This window comes from Massilia sp. LjRoot122, from assembly GCF_964252725.1.
GTDB lineage: Bacteria > Pseudomonadota > Gammaproteobacteria > Burkholderiales > Burkholderiaceae_D > Telluria.
In genome coordinates this window covers 2,827,923-2,844,721 of sequence record NZ_CAXUPB020000001.1, presented here as the reverse complement: position 1 = coordinate 2,844,721, position 16,799 = coordinate 2,827,923, and the positions used below count along the sequence as shown (strand labels likewise).

General features: G+C 69.1%; 14 protein-coding genes. 7 read left to right on the top strand and 7 right to left on the bottom strand.

Translation table 11 applies throughout. The annotated features are described in order from the left end of the window. Positions 1–223 precede the first annotated feature (223 nt). Both ACSQ25_RS12300 and ACSQ25_RS12295 read right to left on the bottom strand, forming a co-directional pair. Positions 224–895 carry a response regulator gene (locus tag ACSQ25_RS12300; RefSeq protein ID WP_436105972.1) on the bottom strand — a complete coding sequence of 224 codons (672 nt, stop codon included), beginning with the start codon at positions 893–895 and terminating at the stop codon, positions 224–226. Then, positions 892–4,638 carry an ATP-binding protein gene (locus ACSQ25_RS12295; RefSeq protein ID WP_436105971.1) on the bottom strand — a complete coding sequence of 1,249 codons (3,747 nt, stop codon included), beginning with the start codon at positions 4,636–4,638 and terminating at the stop codon, positions 892–894. The genes ACSQ25_RS12300 and ACSQ25_RS12295 overlap by 4 nt, the downstream gene beginning before the upstream one ends. A 245-nt stretch (positions 4,639–4,883) precedes the next feature. On the opposite strand from ACSQ25_RS12295, the gene ACSQ25_RS12290 reads away from it, so the two are divergent. Continuing rightward, positions 4,884–5,693: a DUF481 domain-containing protein gene (locus ACSQ25_RS12290; RefSeq protein WP_436105970.1), complete on the top strand. Its 810-nt coding sequence runs from the start codon at positions 4,884–4,886 to the stop codon at positions 5,691–5,693. Positions 5,694–5,696: 3 nt separating this feature from the next. On the opposite strand, the gene ACSQ25_RS12285 is transcribed toward ACSQ25_RS12290, so the two are convergent. The 3 genes from ACSQ25_RS12285 to ACSQ25_RS12275 all read right to left on the bottom strand — a co-directional run bounded on the left by ACSQ25_RS12285 (position 5,697) and on the right by ACSQ25_RS12275 (position 8,698). Beyond that, positions 5,697–6,998 (bottom strand): aspartyl/asparaginyl beta-hydroxylase domain-containing protein, encoded by a 1,302-nt coding sequence (locus ACSQ25_RS12285; RefSeq protein ID WP_436105969.1) that lies wholly within the window; start codon positions 6,996–6,998, stop codon positions 5,697–5,699. A gap of 72 nt (positions 6,999–7,070) precedes the next feature. Beyond that, the gene (locus ACSQ25_RS12280; RefSeq protein ID WP_436105968.1) at positions 7,071–8,378 is read right to left on the bottom strand and encodes an MFS transporter; all 1,308 of its coding nucleotides are present in this window, start codon (positions 8,376–8,378) and stop codon (positions 7,071–7,073) included. Then, positions 8,375–8,698: a thioredoxin family protein gene (locus ACSQ25_RS12275; RefSeq protein ID WP_436105967.1), complete on the bottom strand. Its 324-nt coding sequence runs from the start codon at positions 8,696–8,698 to the stop codon at positions 8,375–8,377. Before ACSQ25_RS12275 ends, ACSQ25_RS12280 begins: the two co-directional genes overlap by 4 nt. A 193-nt stretch (positions 8,699–8,891) precedes the next feature. Between ACSQ25_RS12275 and ACSQ25_RS12270 the strand changes: the two genes are divergently transcribed. The 3 genes from ACSQ25_RS12270 to ACSQ25_RS12260 all read left to right on the top strand — a co-directional run bounded on the left by ACSQ25_RS12270 (position 8,892) and on the right by ACSQ25_RS12260 (position 11,241). After that, on the top strand, positions 8,892–9,071 hold the full coding sequence (locus ACSQ25_RS12270; protein ID WP_436105966.1) for a DUF3606 domain-containing protein: 180 nt from the start codon (positions 8,892–8,894) through the stop codon (positions 9,069–9,071). Between the two features lie 166 nt (positions 9,072–9,237). Continuing rightward, positions 9,238–10,389 (top strand): mechanosensitive ion channel family protein, encoded by a 1,152-nt coding sequence (locus ACSQ25_RS12265; protein ID WP_436105965.1) that lies wholly within the window; start codon positions 9,238–9,240, stop codon positions 10,387–10,389. A 12-nt stretch (positions 10,390–10,401) separates the two neighbouring features. Then, positions 10,402–11,241, top strand: coding sequence for a glucose 1-dehydrogenase (locus ACSQ25_RS12260; protein ID WP_436105964.1), 840 nt, complete (start codon positions 10,402–10,404; stop codon positions 11,239–11,241). 7 nt (positions 11,242–11,248) lie between these two features. On the opposite strand, the gene ACSQ25_RS12255 is transcribed toward ACSQ25_RS12260, so the two are convergent. Both ACSQ25_RS12255 and ACSQ25_RS12250 read right to left on the bottom strand, forming a co-directional pair. Continuing rightward, a complete protein-coding gene (locus ACSQ25_RS12255; RefSeq protein ID WP_436105963.1) occupies positions 11,249–12,058 on the bottom strand; it encodes a hypothetical protein in 810 nt (269 codons plus the stop codon). 96 nt (positions 12,059–12,154) lie between these two features. Next, a complete protein-coding gene (locus tag ACSQ25_RS12250; RefSeq protein WP_436105962.1) occupies positions 12,155–13,453 on the bottom strand; it encodes a S8 family serine peptidase in 1,299 nt (432 codons plus the stop codon). 143 nt (positions 13,454–13,596) lie between these two features. Here ACSQ25_RS12250 and ACSQ25_RS12245 point away from each other — a divergent pair, with 143 nt between their 5' ends. From ACSQ25_RS12245 to ACSQ25_RS12235, 3 genes are all read left to right on the top strand, one after another. Continuing rightward, positions 13,597–14,085, top strand: a complete 489-nt coding sequence (locus ACSQ25_RS12245) for an RNA polymerase sigma factor (RefSeq protein ID WP_436105961.1) — start codon at positions 13,597–13,599, stop codon at positions 14,083–14,085. Further along, positions 14,082–14,861, top strand: a complete 780-nt coding sequence (locus ACSQ25_RS12240) for an anti-sigma factor family protein (RefSeq protein WP_436105960.1) — start codon at positions 14,082–14,084, stop codon at positions 14,859–14,861. The genes ACSQ25_RS12245 and ACSQ25_RS12240 overlap by 4 nt, the downstream gene beginning before the upstream one ends. A 69-nt stretch (positions 14,862–14,930) precedes the next feature. Next, complete coding sequence (locus ACSQ25_RS12235; protein ID WP_436105959.1) at positions 14,931–16,787, top strand: sensor histidine kinase; 1,857 nt, start codon at positions 14,931–14,933, stop codon at positions 16,785–16,787. The last annotated feature ends 12 nt before the right edge of the window (positions 16,788–16,799 follow it).

The window sequence follows — 16,799 nt, the reverse complement described above, 5'->3', positions numbered from 1 at the left end:
CCCGCTATAGTGAGGGGCGCGGGAGGCGGCCGCGCTGTCATATATGGCGGGCCGGGCGCCTCATGTCATGACATGCGCAAGTGCTTGATATTAAAGACTTTATGCCTTCCGCATGGGCCTTGTTCCCGACCGCGTCGTCGCAAAAATAGCCTCCTCTGTCGTAATTTCTATGACAGGAGCGCAGGTCGGGCGGTTGCCCTGAAACAACAAAGATGATGAAACCTCAAGTTACCAGGCCGTGCTGCACCGCATAGCGAATCAGCGCGGCGTTCGAGGCCAGTTCCATCTTCTGGAAAATGCGGGCGCGGTAGGTGTTCACGGAGCTGGCGCTGATCCCGAGTTGTGCGGCGACCTGCTTGACCTGCAGGCCGGCGCCGATCAGGACCAGGATCTCGCGCTCGCGCACGGTCAGGCGCTCGTGCGCCGAGGGCGCGGCCTGCTCGCAGGCCTGGCGCGCAAGCTGCTCCGCCAGGCGCGGCCCGACATAGGTGCCGCCCTCCATCACCTGGCGGATCGCCTTGACCAGTTCTTCGGCCGCCATGGTCTTGGTCACATATCCGGCTGCCCCCGCCTTCAGCGCAGCGAGGCCGTACTGCTCTTCGCCGTACATGCTGAGCATGACGACGCGCTGTTCCGGGTAGTGGCGGCGCAGCTCGGCCAGGCCCTCGAGGCCTTCATGGCCGGGAAGGCTGATGTCGAGCACCACCAGGTCGGGGCGGTACTTCGCGATGTGCGCCAGGGTGCCGGCCAGGTCGGCCGCCTCGGCGACCACCCGCAGGCCCGGCGCGCCGCGCAGGATCTTCTTGACGCCTTCGCGGATGAGTACGTGGTCGTCGGCAATGACGATGCCGACCGGGCTGGTACCGGGGTGGATATTGGGGCTGGGGCTGTTCATGCTGCTTCCTTGCGTTTGTTCAGTGGCACCCGGGCGGACACCAGGGTGCCCGTGGGTGCGATCCGGCGTACCCATAGTTTGCCGTCGACCAGTTCGGCGCGCTCGCGCATGCCGCGCAGACCGAGGGCCCCGGCGCGCCGCTGCCTGCCGGGTGCGATGCCGACGCCGTTGTCGCGCACCCGCAGCGCCAGGCCCGCCCCGCAGGCGCCGATGCTGACCCAGATCTCGGTGGCCTGGGCATGGCGCAGCACATTGGTGAGCGCTTCCTGGAAGATGCGCAGCAGCGCAGCAGCCGCCGCCCGGGATGGATGCGGACGGTCAGGATCGAAGGCCAGGTGGCAGGCGATGCGGGTACGCCGTTCGAAGTCGCGCGCATACCAGTCGACGGCGGCATACAGGCCCTGCTCGTCCAGCGCCGGCGCGCGCAGCTCGGTGGCGATCTCGCGCACCAGCGTGATGGCGCGCTCCAGCATGGTGCTGGCCGAGCCCAGTTCGTGGTCGATGTCGACGCCATCCAGGCCGCCGGGGCCGGCGCGCACGCCGTCCTGGAGCAGCTTGATGTCGATCTTCGCGGCCGACAGGATCTGCCCGAGCTGGTCGTGCACCTCGCGGGCCAGCGCGGTGCGCTCGGCTTCGCGCACGGTCTGCAGCCGCTCGTAGAGCAGGCGCAGCTCGCGCGCCGACGTGTGCCGTTCGGCGTCGGCGCGCTTGCGCGCCGTGATGTCCCAGGCCATCGTGACGAAACATGGTTCGCCGCGCAGTGCGGTGCCGATCAGCGACACGAAGTGGGCCACCCATAGTCTGCGGCCGTCCGGCAGGCGGTAGCGCGCCTCGGCCTGGAAGGTCTCTATGTCGCCGGCCAGCAGGCGCGCACCGCCGGCGCGCAGGCGCGCCAGTCCTTCCGCCTCGATCCAGGCCTTGGGCGACTGGCCGGGAAGCGCCGCCTCCGGCAGGCCGGTCAGCTCGGCATAGGCGCGGTTGACCCGCAGCAGGCGCTCGTCCATCCCGGAGACCGCGATCCCGGCCGGCGCCCGGTCGAACACGGCCGCCAGCAGCTGGTTCGCCGCGCTCAACTCCGCGGTGCGCTGCGCCACCCGCTGTTCGAGACTCGCATGCGCCTGGCGCAGTGCCTGCTCGGCGCGCTTGCGGGCGGTGATATCGTTCGCAAACAGGATCACGCCGCCGGGCGCGGGATAGCAGCGGGCCTCGTACCAGCGCTGCTCGTCCACGAAGCAGCATTCCTCCGCCGCGCTGCGGCCCTCGGCGGCGGCCGCGGCCAGGCTGCGCATCAGTCCGTCGTGCGCCAGCGCCGGCAAGACCTCGGCGATGTGGCGGCCGCGGGCGGCGCCGCGCGCCATCCCGAACGCGGAGACGGCGGCATCGTTCATCGACAGCACCCGCAACCCGCGGTCCATGCCGACGAAACAGTCGCTGGTGCCTTCCAGGACGCTGGCGAGGTCGCCCTTGACCTGGTCGATCTGGCGCCTCAGCATGCCCTCCTGCTCGATCGCCGCGCGGCGCACGCGCGCCAGCTGCACGTGGCCGCGCACGCGGGCGATCAGCTCGCGCGCGCTGAAGGGCTTGGCCAGGTAATCGTCGGCGCCCGCGTCCAGCGCCTCCAGGCGCGCCTCCTCGCCGGCGCGGGCCGACAGCACCAGCAGCGGCACCGTATGGATCGGCTGCTCGGCGCGCACCCGGCGCACCAGCTCGAGGCCGTCGATACCCGGCATCATGATGTCGAGCAGGACCAGGTCGGGCGCGGCACTGCGAATCAGGGCGAGGCCGCTGTCGGCGTCGCGCGCCGCGAGCACGCGGCAGCTGCCTTCGAGCAGGCGCGTGATATAGCGCACCACGTCGGCGTCATCGTCGATCACCACCACCTGCATGGCATCCGCCGCCGCCGCGGGCGGTCCGGGCGTGCCGCGCTCCGGCGGCTCCTGCGCCGCCTCGGCATAGCGCGCGAGTTCGGCGGCGAACTGGCCGCGCCAGTGGCCCCGGGAGCCGATGTTGCCGCCCCGGCCGTCCTCCCGCACGGCGGCCGCGTCCGCGCTACGCCACGGAACCGTTACCGTGAAGCAGGCGCCGCGCCCGAGCGTACTTTGCACCCCGATTTCGCCGCCATGCAGGCGCACCAGCTCCTGCACCAGCGCCAGGCCGACACCGCTGCCCTCGGCGGTGCGCCCGGCCGCATAGTGGCTGCGGTAGAAGCGTTCGAAGATGCGCGTGACATCTTCCGGCGCGACCCCGATGCCGCTGTCGGTCACCGTCAGGCAAAGGCTGTCGCCGCGGCGCGCCAGGCGCAGCGCAATGAGGCCAGAGGGCGTGTACTTGAAAGCGTTCGACAGCAGGTTGAATACGATCTTTTCCCACATGTCGCGGTCCAGCATCACCTCGCCGCCGGCCGCCGTGCAGTCGACGTCCAGCTCCAGGCCGGCCGCCTCGACCGCCGAACGGAACAGCGAGGCGATCTCGGCCGTGACCGCGGCGGCATCGACCGGCGCCGGCTTCAGCGGCAGGCTGCCGGCCTCGATGACGGCGAAATCCATCAGCGATGCGACCAGCCTGTGCAGGCGCTGGGCATTGCGGAGCGCCATCGCGAGCGGTTCGCGCATCGGCGCCGGCAGCGCCGCGCCGTGCTGTTCGATGAGCATGCCCAGCGGCCCCAGGATCAGGGTCAGCGGGGTCCGCAGTTCGTGGCTGGCGCTGGCGAAGAACTGCGAGCGGCTGCGCTCCAGCTCCGCCATGGCGGTGCGGCGGCGCGCCTCGGCGACGTCGGCTTCGGCGATCGACACGGCATGCGCGACCTGGCCCGCCACCGATTCCAGGAAGTCGCGGTAGGACGCATCCAGCACGATATAGGGGCTCATGCCGAGCAGGAGCGCCCCGGCCGGTGCGTCCTCGCCGCCGCGCCGGAACGGTACGGCGAACAGTTGGCGCGGCGGCAGCGGCCACGGGCCGCAGGGTCCCGCCGCTGCCAGGACCGCGGCCGCATCGCACAGTTCGATCCTTGCCGAGGCCAGGCAAGTTGCGGCGCAGCGCAACAGCGCAGTCTCGACCTCCGGGGGCAAGGGTGCCGCGAGTCCGGTCACGAAGCCGAGTGCGGGCGCCTGGCCGGGTGCTTTCACGAACAGGACCGCCAGCGGCAGGTCATGGGGGTGGCGTTCGAGCGCGGCGCGTACCAGGGCCAGCGGGTCGTCGCCATGACCGCGCAGCGCGACCTGGGTAGCGATGTCCGCCGCGGCGCGCTGGCGCCGCTGTGCCAGCACCCGCTGCGTCGTCTCCAGGAAGGTGACGAAAACGCCGCCGACGCTGCGATCGGCCAGGAAGATCGGGCTGTACGAGAAGGTCAGGTAGCACTCCTCGGTACGGCCGTTGCGTTCGAGTACCAGCAGCAAGTCGTCACTGCGTGTTGCCTTGCCGCTGCTGCGGACCGACTCCAGCATCGGCCCGACCGTTGGCCAGACTTCCGGCCAGACGGCTTCGACAGGCTGTCCGAGGGCCCAGGGATGCTTGTCCCCGAACAGGTTGCTGGCGGCGTCGTTGTACAGGTAGACGAAGCGCTCGCCCCACACGACGGCCATCTGGAACAGGGAATGCAGGCAGATCCCGGCCGCGCCGCGCAGCTCGCCTGGCCAGCCGGAAACCGGCCCCAGCAGCGACTCATCCCAGTCGCGCCCACGCAGCACCGCAAGTACGTCGCCGTCCCCGGAGAACAGCTCGGCCGCTGCCTGATGATTGTCCATTTAACCTGCCCCAACCGGTTTCCAGACCGGCCCCGGGAAGATTCTACAGATTCTGGACGGAAATCTGCAAACTGTAAAATGTATGTATGCCACACTCGGAGGCTGTTGCTGGGGGAGCGGGCGTTTCGCCAGGCTGAAAGTGTCGCATTCTGCTGCTTCTAGGATACAATCGACGCTCCTTTTCCACGAACGACCAGCCGGCAGCCGTCAGCCAAGCGATCGCTGGTGCAGCCGCACAATTGCTTATGAAATCACTCCATATCCTCGCAAAGGCGCTGGTGCTGACCATCGGCGCGACCCATGGCCTGGCCCAGGCCGAGCTCGACCTCCCTGTCGTCGGCAACGTCCACGCTCCCATCATGATCGCCAAGCCGGAGATTCCCGAAGGGGGCTGGTTCACCTCGGCCGAACTGGGTGCGATCACGACCTCGGGCAATACCACCGGCACCTCGGTGACCGGCAAGATCGAGGCACGCCACGAGACCGAGAACTGGAGCCATGAGTTCATCGTCAGCGGCTTCTTCAAGGAAGACGAACACGAGAACGAGGACGGCCAGACCGAACGCACCAAGTCGGCCGAGCGCATCGCGGCCTCGGCCAAGGCGTCCCTGAAACTGCTGGGCGAAGGCAAGCGCGCCTTCATTCTCGGCTCGCATGTCAACGACCAGTTCGGCGCCTACACGCGCTATTCCTCGATCGCGGTCGGTCACGGATCACGCTGGCTGAACTCGGATGAAAAGACCCTCGACGTGGAAGTCGGTCCGGGCTATTTCACCGGCGAACGCGCCACCGGCGAGGACGAAAGCGGCCTGACCGTGCGCGGCGCGGCCCAGTTCCGCTGGCGCGTCAGCCCGTCGGCCTTCTTCGCACAGACGGTCAGCGTCGAGAAAGGCACCTCGAACACCCGCTCGGTGGCCGAGACCTCGCTCAGCACCAAGATCAACTCGACCATGCAGATGAAGGCGGGCTTCAGCGCCCGCAACGACAGCAGCGTGCCGGTCGGGAAGAAGAACACCGACACCCAGACCTCGCTGACGATGGTCTACGCGTTCTGAGGCCTACAGTCCGAAACCTTCCGCAGTATTCGTGAATGCATTGATCCCGGCGCTCATGGCCGTGATCAATGCGCGCTCGGCCGCCGAGAGATGCGGGTGCCAGACGTCGAAGATCAGCACCACACGCAGTGCATCACTGTCGTTCCAGGCCTCGTGCTCGATGGTGTCGTCGAACACCCAGGCCTTGCCCTCTTCCCAGGCGCGACTATCGTTGCCGACCCGGAAACCGCAGCCGGACGGCACGATCAGCGGCAGGTGCGTCACCAGGCGCACGTTGCTGACACCCGTGTGCGGCGGGATCCTGGTACGCGGTTTCAACACCGAAAACATCGCGCTCGGCGTGCGTCCCGGCTGCTCCGGCTGCGGCGCGCTTCCCAGGAGTGCCATCGTGCGCGGGCAGCGCAGCGCGTTCTCTTCGACGCGCTCACCGTTGTCGATCAGGCGGAAAGCACTCCAATCCAGGTTGCGGTTCAACTGCGCCCACTGGGCCACAGGCTGGTCGTCCGCATAATTGATGTAGGGCGTGAAGCCCTCCCTGGCCGCCTGCACCGCCAGGAATTCGTCGCGGATCGCGCCGGTGGCGGCCTCGAAGTCGTCCAGCCAGGGGAAGTCCGCGCGTTCGAAGAAGGATACCGGGGCCAGGCCCTGATAGTGGAACATCTGCGGCTGCGGGTCGTAGCGGCGCTTGCGTCCCAGCATCACGTCGAGCGAATCGCGGAAGCGGCGCAGCTCGCGGCTCCCGTGTTCGCCGCCCAGTTCGCGGTAGAAGGGAGCCAGGTAATCGTCGAGGAAGCCGCCGAATTCGCGGGTATGGTTCTCGTGCCATGCCAGCGCCTCGCGCACGGCGGGCTGCAGGTCCGGCGCCAGCGACTCCAGCGGCGGGGCCACCGCCGCCACGGCGGCGCAGGCGCGCGCCGCTTCCTGGCGCCGCCCCTGCCGGATGCACAGGCGGCTGCGCAGCACCAGCGCCACCAGGTCGTAGGGATCGACCGTGAGGGCGCCGCGGATGGCCGCCTCTTCGGCGCTTTCGTCCTGCAGGGCGAGGCAGACCACGGCCAGGTTCAGCCATTGCTGGACTTCACGTCCGTCGGCCGCCACCAGGCGCTCGAGCAGGCTGCGCGCATAAGGCAGGTCACCGGCCTGGAAGGCCAGGTGCGACAGCGAACGCAAGGCGCGTGGATGGCCCGGCGCCCGGGCCAGGATGCTGCTCCATAGCTGGCCCGCGCGACGTTCGTCGCCCCGGCTGCCGGCCTGCAGCGCCTCGCGTTCGAGGGCTGCGATCTGCTCGATATCTGCTTGCTGCATACTTTCCCAAAAGCATATGTATTGACCCATTTTGGGTCAAATGTATGCACAATGGCAAGCAGTATTTACGTGTCAGCGAGAAGCCGGCTGCAACGGCGTACTCGGCCGCGCCCTTCCGATCGCCAGCAGGGCCAGCAGGCTGAGCAAGGCTGCGGCCGTCAGGTAGTAGCCGACGAAAGCCAGTCCGTAATTCGTGGCCAGCCAGGTGGCGATATAGGGCGCCAGCGAGGCGCCCAGGATGCCGGCCAGGTTGAAGGTCAGCGAAGCGCCCGTATAGCGTACCTCGGGCGGGAACAGCTCGGCCAGCAGGGTGCCGAGCGGTCCGTAGGTGAAACCGACCAGGCACATGCCGAGTACCATGAAGCCGCCCACGGCCAGCAGCGTGCCGGCGCCGAACAGCGGCCCGAACAGCAGGCCGAACACGGCAATCGCCGCGCTCACCAGGATCATCGCCATGCGCCGCCCGTGGCGGTCGGCCAGCAGGGCCGAGGGCGGGATGGTCAGGCCGAAGAACACCACCGCGACCAGCTGCACCGTCAGGAACGCCTGGCGCGAGAAACCCAGTCTGGTCGTGCCCCAGCTCAGGGCGAACACCGTCATCAGGTAGAACACGACGAAGGTCGCCAGCGCGATGACGGTGCCCAGCACCAGGGCGCGGGTGTGATCCTTGAGCACCGCCAGTACCGGCACCTTGACCCGCTCGTTACGGTCGAGCACTTTCTGGAAGTCCGGGGTTTCGGTGATCTTCAGGCGCACGTAGAGGCCGACCAGGACCAGCAGCGCACTGGCCAGGAAGGGGATGCGCCAGCCCCAGCGGAAGAATTCCTCGTCCGGCATCAGGGTGCCCAGCAGCAGGAAAGTGCCGCCGGACAGGAAGAAGCCGATCGGCGCTCCCAGTTGGGGGAACATGCCGTACCAGGCGCGCTTGCCCGGCGGCGCGTTCTCGGTCGCCAGCAGCACCGCCCCGCCCCATTCGCCGCCCAGGCCCAGGCCCTGGCCGAAGCGGCACAGCGCCAGCAGCAGCGGCGCCAGGGTGCCGATCGAGGCATAGGTCGGCAGCAGGCCGATCAGCACGGTCGAGATGCCCATGGTCAGCAGCGCCGCCACCAGCGTGGCCTTGCGGCCGACGCGGTCGCCGAAGTGTCCGAACACGGCCGAGCCCACCGGGCGCGCGAAGAAGGCGATGGCGAAGGTGGCCAGCGACTGCAGGGTGGCGGCGGCCGGGTCGGCAGCCGGGAAGAACAGCCGCGGGAAGACCAGCACCGCGGCGGTGGCGTAGATGTAGAAGTCGTAGAACTCGATGGTGGTGCCGATCAGGCTCGCGAACAGGACGGTGCGCGGTTTGTTGGCCGGCTGGACGTTCGGTGCGGCTACGCTCATGCGGCACCGGCCTGGGCCAGCGCCACGCGCACTTCATCGCTGGAGACCGGGCGCACCACGCGCGCGACCTCCTGGCCATCCTTGAGCACGACCACGGTCGGCCACAGCTTGATGCGGAAGGAGCGCCCGAGCGGCCGGCCCGGGCCGTCTTCCACCTTGACGTGGCGGACGCCCTGGCTGCCCGCCAGGGCCTCGTCGATCAGCGGCTCGGCGGCGCGGCAGTAGCCGCACCAGTTGGCGCCGAAATCGAGCATCACGGTGCCCGGCATCGCATCGACGGCGCTGCGCTCGGGCTGGGCGGTTTCATAGGGTGCGGACATACGGGTCTCTCCTCCAGGTGCCGGTGTTGATTTGATATTGCAAGCGTACCTCAAAAAGTTGCCGCTGGCACGGTCCTGGGCCTCGGCCGGGTCGTTCCTGGGTCGATATCGTCCGCTTACGTGAGCCAGCGTACGGAAGCACGCTGCTGGGGCTGGCACTCTGGCAGCAAGCAATGTGATCAAGGAGGCAATCATGTCTGACAACCTGCAAAACCGCGGTGCGCAAGACCGCAGCCGCATCAACGTTAACGAGGAATGGGAAGTGCGCCACTGGACCGAGGCCCTGGGCGTCAGCAAGGAAGAGCTGGAACGCGCCGTGCAGCAGGTCGGCCCGAGCGCCGACGCCGTGCGCGAGCACCTGAAACGTCACTGATCCAGGCTGCGGGCGCCCTGCCCGCGGCACCCGTCCGGCGCCCGCGCAAGCGGCCGCCGGCGTCAGCCTGCCCGCAGCACCGCACCGATACGGCGCGCGCCGCCTGCCCCACCTGTCTCCTGCGGCATGCGCGTGGCCGGCGCCGGCCGTCCGAAAGGAGCACCGTTTGAGTAATGTCCAACAGTTTTTCTCGTCCCTGAACATCACCCTGCCGAACGCCCTGTTCGCCCTCGGCGCGGCCGTCGCCAGCTACGCGCTGATGCACGGCGCCCTGATCCTGTTCCGCCGCCGCCTCGGCCAGCTGAGCGAGGAACGCCAGCACCGCACCATCGCCCAGGTGCTGAGCAAGACCCTGGCGCGCACCGGCACCCTGGCCATCATCGCGACCGCCATCCTGATCGGCCTGTCGGTGCTCGACCTGCCCGAACCCTGGAACACCCGCCTGGGCCACCTGTGGTTCTTCACGCTCGGCATCCAGCTCGCGATGTTCCTGCACCGCGCCGTCAAGATCGGCTCGCAGCGTTACTTCCTGAGCCATGGCCGCGGCGCCGCCGACCACCAGGTCACGGTCGCCCACACGGTCGTGATCTGGCTGCTGCAGACCGCGGTCTGGGTGGTGTTCGTACTGGCGATGCTGTCCAACCTCGGCATCAACGTCACCACCTTCGTCGCCAGCCTGGGCATCGGCGGCGTGGCGCTCGCCCTGGCCGTGCAGAACATCCTGGGCGACCTGTTCGCCTCGATGTCGATCGCCGTGGACAAGCCCTTCGAAGTGGGCGACTCGATCAGCGTCGACAATTTCAGCGGCACCGTCGAGCACGTCGGCCTGAAGACCACCCGCGTGCGCGCCCTGGGCGGCGAACAGATCATCATCGCCAACGCCGAACTGCTGCGCAACACTGTCTACAACTACCGCCGCATGAGCACGCGCCGGATCCAGTTCGCCTTGCGCGCCAGTCCCGCCACGCCGCGCGAACTGGCGGCCCGCGTGCCGGAACTGCTGCGCGCGATCGTCGGCAAGCACGAGAAGGCGCGCTTCGACCGCGCCCACCTCAAGACCGTGGACCAGAACTGGATCGAATACGAGATTGTCTACACCATGCTCGACACCGACTATAACCTCTACATGGATACCCAGCAGGCCATCAACCTCGACGCCATGCAGATGTTCGAGGAACTGGGCATCTCGACCGCGCCGCCTCCCCAGCAGCTGCTGTTGCAGGACGCTCCGGAAGCACGCGACGTGCGCGGCGCGGACAAGACTGCGGCCAACGAACAGGCGACGGGCGCCGCGCGCCCGCGCATCCTTAAACATTGAAGGGAGAACGGCATGAACCAGCCGAAGCAGCAGCAGGAACCACCGGGAACCGAAGCATTGCTCACCCCGAAGGCCGACCACGGCGAGAGCAGCTACGTCGGCTCGGGCAAGCTGAAGGACAAGGCCTGCATCATCACCGGCGGCGACAGCGGCATCGGCCGCGCGGTCGCGCTGGCGTTCGCGCGCGAGGGCGCCGACGTGCTGGTCTCTTACCTGAACGAGCACGAGGATGCGAAGGAAACGGCGCGCCTGGTCGAGGAAGCCGGGCGCAAGGCGGTGCTGCTGCCCGGAGAGCTGGCCGATCCGGCCTACTGCCGCGCCATCGTCGCCAGGGCGGTGGAGGAATTCGGCCGCATCGACGTGCTGGTCAATAACGCCGCCTTCCAGATGAGCCATGATGCGCTCGAGGACATCCCGGACCAGGAATGGGACTACACCTTCAAGGTGAATATCACGGCCATGTTCCACATCTGCAAGGCGGCGCTGCCGCACATGAAGCCGGGCTCCTCGATCATCAACACGACCTCGATCAATTCGGACAACCCCAAGCCGACCCTGCTGGCCTATGCGGCCACCAAGGGCGCGATCGCCAACTTCAGCGCCGGGCTGGCCCAGCTGCTGGCCGAAAAAGGCATCCGCGTGAACTCGGTGGCGCCGGGCCCGATCTGGACCCCGCTGATTCCCTCGACCATGCCGCCCGACCAGGTGGAAAGCTTCGGCCAGCAGGTGCCGATGAAGCGCCCCGGCCAGCCGGCCGAGGTGGCACCGGTCTACGTACTGCTGGCCTCCGATCAGGCCAGCTACATCTCGGGGGCGCGCGTCGCGGTGACGGGCGGTACCCCGATCCTCTGACGGCCGTTTACTCGGCGCCACGGCCTTGCGCCGAGGCGCTGCCGCCCAGCGACAGCGAGGCCGAGGCCGAGGCATTGCCGCTTGCGGACGCCGTGCCGACTGCGCTGCGCGCGCCGCCTGCCGCCGCTTCGCCGCCCGCCGCGACACGCTGGCCGGCGGACTGCACACGTCCGGCGCCGCTGCGCGCGCCATCGCCCACGACATCCGCTGCCCGGCGCAGGCCTGCCTCTGCACCCCGCGACATGCCGGCCGAACCACCAAGGCCGAGGCCCAGGCCCGCGCTCCCTTCGCCGCTGGCCGCGGACGATGTGTTGCCGGAACCGGAAGCTGCGCCGTCCAGGGCGGCGCGCTGCGACATGGACGCTGCGCCCGATACCGCGCCCTGGGCGGCGCCGCCGATGGCCGGTTGCGCTTCCGCCGCCGCATTGCGCATGCGCTCGCCGGAGGCATCGAGCTGGCCACGTACTGCGGCGCTGCCGCTGGCGGCCGCGTCGCGTCCCGCGTCCCGCAGCGCGCCGGCACGTGCGCCGGCCTCCGACACCGCGCTCGCACCCCGGCCGAACGCACTACGGCCTTCCGAGGCGACACGGCCGGCCATCCCCGTGGCTGCACCGGCATCCAGGCGTCCGGAACCGCGCATCATGCCGGAAGCATCGATGCCGCCCATGCCGCCCATCCGGCCCATCCCGCCCCCGCCGATCATGCCGCCCACCGAGCCGCCGAGCCCGCCTCCACCGAGCAGTTGGGCATGCGCGGAAGCGGCAAGGCCCAGGGACAGGGCGAGGGCGAGGTGTTGAGCGATTTTCTTGGCTTTCATGGTGTTCTCCTTGTCAGTGGCGCGAACTGATTTCGCTGCCGATACATGGAAAACGATGCGCTGTGGCGATTTATTCCATCCGCGCAAAAATATTTTTCAGCGCAGGCGCGAGGGATCGATCCGCAAGCCCGCGCCGACCACCCCGTGACCGATCGCATTGCTGATGCTGCCGTTCGAGGCGGACGCCGCTTCGCGCACCAGCGCGGCCAGTGCGCGCCGGGCAGCCTCGCGCTCAGGGCGCTGCAACTGGCGCGCCAGCAGGGCCGCCACGATCGGCGCCGCATACGAGGTCCCGCGCACCTGGCGGTAGGGAGGGCTGCCGGGCACGGCGCTGACCATCTGGCTGCCGGGTGCCGCGAACATGACATGGGGCCCGCGCCCGGCCTCGGGCAAGACCTGGCCGCGGCGGTCGACGCCGCTGACGCCGACCACGCCCGGGTAACTGGCCGGGTACAGCGGCGGCGCCGCCGGCCCGTCGTTGCCGACCGCGGCGACCAGCAGGTGGCCGCGCGCCAGCATGGCCTCGACCGCGCGCGCCAGCGCCGCATTGCGCGGGCCGACCAGGCTGATGTTGACCACCCCGACCTGCTCGCGCGCCAGCCAGCCGAGTGCGCCCATGATCCGCTCGACCGAGCCGCCGGCCGGGTCGTCGCAGTAGACGTCGGCCGCGTACAGGACGCCGCCGGGCGCGGACCCGCTGAAGTGGGCCGAGCGTCCGACCATCAGCGCGGCCACGGCCGTGCCGTGCGGAGCCGGGCGCTGCGCCCCGCCGCAACCCCACTGGCGGATGTCGATCCCGTCGAACACGGCATGGGAACGGTCGACCCCGCTGTCCACCAGGCCGACGCGAACGGCAGCCGCGCCGGCCGGGCCGGGGACGGCGGGAGCATCGCTGTCGCCCTGGGCGCCGCTGCCGGTAAACAGATGGTTGAAGTCGTAGACACCCTCCGGATCGGCGCTGCGCAATGCCTCCACCAAGGCCGCCGCCGCCTGGCCCTGCGGAACGCGGAACACCACCAGGCGCTGGCCGAGCTCGGGAAAGTCCTGCTCGCGGCTGACCGTCAGGCCGGCCGCGGCCGCCGCCTCCAGCCCTGCCTGGCTGGGGTACCAGGCCAGGATCTCGCCGCGCACTGCGACATTCCCGAAGGGATCGCGTTCCAGCCGGTCAGGATGGCGCGCCAGGAGGCCGGCTAGCTGGTCCACGCGGAGCCGCCCCAGATCGGGCAAGGGTGTCCGGTCGAGCAGCCGGCCGGGCGCCTGGCGCAGATCGCCGAGATCGAGCGGTCCGATACGGTTCGGCAGCGGCAGCGACGGCAGGGACGGCAAGCCCAGCTGGGCCTGGGCCGGCACACAAGGACCAAGCAGCAGGAAAACAAGAAGGAAACGACGCATCATGCGCGTCAATATGCAAGCGGATTTCATGCGAGGATCATATATTATCTACAGTTGATAATTGCGCTTAGGATATGTATTAAACGCGTGGCGGATGGAAGAAAATCCCTGCGCCGGACGTTTTAACGAGAGACACCACGAAAAACATGCTTGCGACCGACATTGCTGCCCTGCTCCCAAGGATGCGCCGCTTCGCGCGTTCGCTCACCTTCCATCGCGAAGACGCGGATGACCTGGTCCAGCTGTCGATGGAGCGTGCACTCGGCCGCAGCGAGCAATGGGCGCCCGGCACACGCCTCGACAGTTGGCTGTTCCGGATCATGAAGAACGCCTGGATCGATGAAGTGCGCAGCCGGACGCGCCGCGACGCGCTGTTTGTCCCGGAAGAGGCAGGCGAACACGTCGGCGACGATTTCGCCGAAGCGCACCAGCAGCGGCTGGCGATCCAGAAGGCGGTCAGCCTGCTGTCGGAAGAACACCGCCTCGTGGTCGGCCTCGTCCTGGTGGACGGGCTGGCCTACAAGGACGCCGCCGAGGTGCTCGAGATTCCCGTGGGAACGCTGACCAGCCGCCTGGCGCGCGCCCGTGAAGCCCTGCAACAGATCCTGTCCGACCAGACGAGGAAATCATCATGAGCACGACCATGCACTACGACGACGACACCCTGATGGCCTATGCCGACGGCGAACTCGACCCGGAACAGCGGGCCGCGATTGCCCGGGCCATCCAGGATGACCCCGCGGTCGCGGCGGCGGTCGCACGCCACCAGGCGCTGCGCCAGGACGTCTTCGCCGCCTTCGCTCCCACCCTCGACGAACCCGTGCCGGAACGGCTGCAGCCGCCGGCGGCACGGGTGCACGATCTGGGCGCGGTCCGGGCCGCGCGCGCGGCCAGCCAGGAACAGTGGGAACAGCGGCGGGTCCAGCAAGGGCGCCCGGCCTGGCCGCAATGGGGCGCCCTGGCCGCGTCGCTGGTGGTCGGCGTGCTGGCGGGCAGCCTCGGGAGCGGCTGGTTCGGCAGCGGCACGGAGCTGGTGCGCGGCCCCGCGGGCGAATTGAGCGCCGGCGGCCGCCTGGCCCAGGCGCTCGACCGGCAACTGGCCCAGGACAGTGGCAGCGGCGAGCTCAGGATCGGCTTGAGCTTCGTTGCGCGGGACGGCAGCTATTGCCGCAGTTTCCAGCTGGGCGGCTCGGCCGGCCTGGCCTGCCGCGAAGGCGGCGGCTGGCGCGTTCCGGTCCTGGCCGACAGCCCGGCCCAGGCGGGCGCCTACCGCCAGGCTGCGGCCCCCTTGCCGCCCGCCGTGCTGGACGCCGTCGATGCCCGTATCGCCGGTGCCACACTCGATGCCGCCGCCGAACGGGCAGCGCGCGCACGCGGCTGGGAAGCGGCGGCCGGCGCTACACGTCCATGAAAAACATGCTGAACGCACAAGTAAACCTGTTAAGCTTTACTCTATTGCCCTGACACAAACTCTGGCTGGATGAAAACACGTACCCACCTGTTCCTCATGGCCGCCGCCATCCTGATCCCGGTCGCGCTGGCGTTCTGGATCGGGGTGTCGATGCTGCTGGACTGGGAACGGGAGTCGCGCATCCAGCGGGTCCAGGAGACCGCGCGCTCCACCGCACTGCTGGTGGACCGCGAGATCGCGGTGAAGGAAGCGCTGCTGCGCGTCATCGCGAACTCCGAAAGCCTGGCCGAACAGAACTACGCGCGCGTGTACCGGCTGGCCACCCGCACGAACGCCGGCGACGCCCTGTCCTGGACCATCCTGGTCGACGCCCAGACCCGGCCCATCTTCAATACCCTGCGGCCCTTCGGCAGCGCGCTGAAGGGCACGAACCGTCCCTATGCCGCCGAGGTTTTGGGCAGCAACAAGACGCGGGTCTCCGGCTACTTCAAGGGCCCGACCTCGCAGCGCCCGGTGGTCTCGGTGGACGTGCCCACCCCGCCCGGCCAGGCGCCGCGCTATGTGGTCAGCCAGATCTTCGATGCCCGCTACTTCGAGCGCGTGTTCGCCAACCGCGCGCTCGAGCCGACCTGGCTGGTCGGGATCTTCGACGCCCGCGGCGTCACCATTGCGCGCAACCGGCATGCCGGCCAGGCCGCCGGACGGCCGATGCACCCCGAGATGCGCAGCGCCGCCCTGCATGCGGGCAGCGGCGTGCTGCGCCACGTGACACATGAAGGCACCGAGGTCTATGGCGTGTACACGCGCGCGGCCGTCAGCGGCTGGACCGTCGTGATCGGCGTGCCGGTCGCCGAGATCGAATCGGCCGCGCGCACCGCCGCCCTGTACGCGACCCTGGCCCTGCTCCTGCTGATGGGAATGGCGGTCCTGATCGCCGTCTTCTTCGGCAACAAGCTCACCAACGCCCTGCAGCAGGCCGGCAGCGTCGCCAATTCGCTGGCGCGCGGCGCCATCGCCCGGCCGCGCCCCACCAGGGTGGACGAAGTCGACGCCCTGCTCGACGGCCTGCACTACACCAGCGAAGCCCTGTCGCGCGAAAGCGCGGCGCGCCAGGCCCTGCAGCACGAGCGCGAACAGCTCCTGGTGAGCGAGCAGCGCGCGCGCCGCGTGGCGGAGGCGCAGAGCCGGGCCAAGGACAGCTTCCTGGCCATGCTCGGGCACGAATTGCGCAATCCGCTAGCGGCGATCTCGGGCGCCATGAGCGTGCTCGACATGCCGGCCATCAAGCCCGAACTGGCCGCCAACGCGCGCGAGATCAGCCGGCGCCAGATGCGCCACCTGACCCGGATCGTGGACGACTTGCTCGACGTCCAGCGCATCCTGTCGGGCAAGATCGTGCTGCAATATAGCCCGGTGAACCTGGGCGAGGTCCTGCATGCCTGCGTCGAAGCCAAGCGCCTGGTCGATGCCGGCAATCACCACTGGGAAGTCGCGCTCGAGCCGGCCTGGGTCGATGGCGACCGCACCCGCCTGGAACAGATCGTCGACAACCTGCTGCACAACGCCATCAAGTACACCCCGGCCGGCGGCGCAATCGCGGTAAGCTGCAGCTGCGGCAGCGGCGCCAGGGAGGTTGTGGTGGAGGTGCGCGACACCGGCATCGGCCTCGCACCCGAACTGCTGCCGGCCATCTTCGACGTGCTGGTACAGGGGCCGACCAGCATCGACCGCGCCCAGGGCGGCCTCGGGCTCGGCCTGGCGCTCGTGAAGGAACTGACGGCCCTCCACGGCGGCAAGGTCTCGGTGCACAGCGCCGGCCAGGGCCAGGGCTGCAGCTTCACCCTGGTGTTCCCGCTGCGCCAGGACGCCGGGTCCGCCGGCCAGCACGGACTGGACGCGCGTCAATCCTCCCTCGACCCGGCCTGAACCCTGTAAATC

Bases quoted from the DNA above. Each gene is read 5' to 3' on its own strand.
- ACSQ25_RS12300 (WP_436105972.1), bottom strand. From the start codon at position 895: ATGAACAGCCCCAGCCCCAATATCCACCCCGGTACCAGCCCGGTCGGC.
- ACSQ25_RS12295 (WP_436105971.1), bottom strand. From the start codon at position 4,638: ATGGACAATCATCAGGCAGCGGCCGAGCTGTTCTCCGGGGACGGCGAC.
- ACSQ25_RS12290 (WP_436105970.1), top strand. From the start codon at position 4,884: ATGAAATCACTCCATATCCTCGCAAAGGCGCTGGTGCTGACCATCGGC.
- ACSQ25_RS12285 (WP_436105969.1), bottom strand. From the start codon at position 6,998: ATGCAGCAAGCAGATATCGAGCAGATCGCAGCCCTCGAACGCGAGGCG.
- ACSQ25_RS12280 (WP_436105968.1), bottom strand. From the start codon at position 8,378: ATGAGCGTAGCCGCACCGAACGTCCAGCCGGCCAACAAACCGCGCACC.
- ACSQ25_RS12275 (WP_436105967.1), bottom strand. From the start codon at position 8,698: ATGTCCGCACCCTATGAAACCGCCCAGCCCGAGCGCAGCGCCGTCGAT.
- ACSQ25_RS12270 (WP_436105966.1), top strand. From the start codon at position 8,892: ATGTCTGACAACCTGCAAAACCGCGGTGCGCAAGACCGCAGCCGCATC.
- ACSQ25_RS12260 (WP_436105964.1), top strand. From the start codon at position 10,402: ATGAACCAGCCGAAGCAGCAGCAGGAACCACCGGGAACCGAAGCATTG.
- ACSQ25_RS12255 (WP_436105963.1), bottom strand. From the start codon at position 12,058: ATGAAAGCCAAGAAAATCGCTCAACACCTCGCCCTCGCCCTGTCCCTG.
- ACSQ25_RS12250 (WP_436105962.1), bottom strand. From the start codon at position 13,453: ATGATGCGTCGTTTCCTTCTTGTTTTCCTGCTGCTTGGTCCTTGTGTG.
- ACSQ25_RS12245 (WP_436105961.1), top strand. From the start codon at position 13,597: ATGCTTGCGACCGACATTGCTGCCCTGCTCCCAAGGATGCGCCGCTTC.
- ACSQ25_RS12240 (WP_436105960.1), top strand. From the start codon at position 14,082: ATGAGCACGACCATGCACTACGACGACGACACCCTGATGGCCTATGCC.
- ACSQ25_RS12235 (WP_436105959.1), top strand. From the start codon at position 14,931: ATGAAAACACGTACCCACCTGTTCCTCATGGCCGCCGCCATCCTGATC.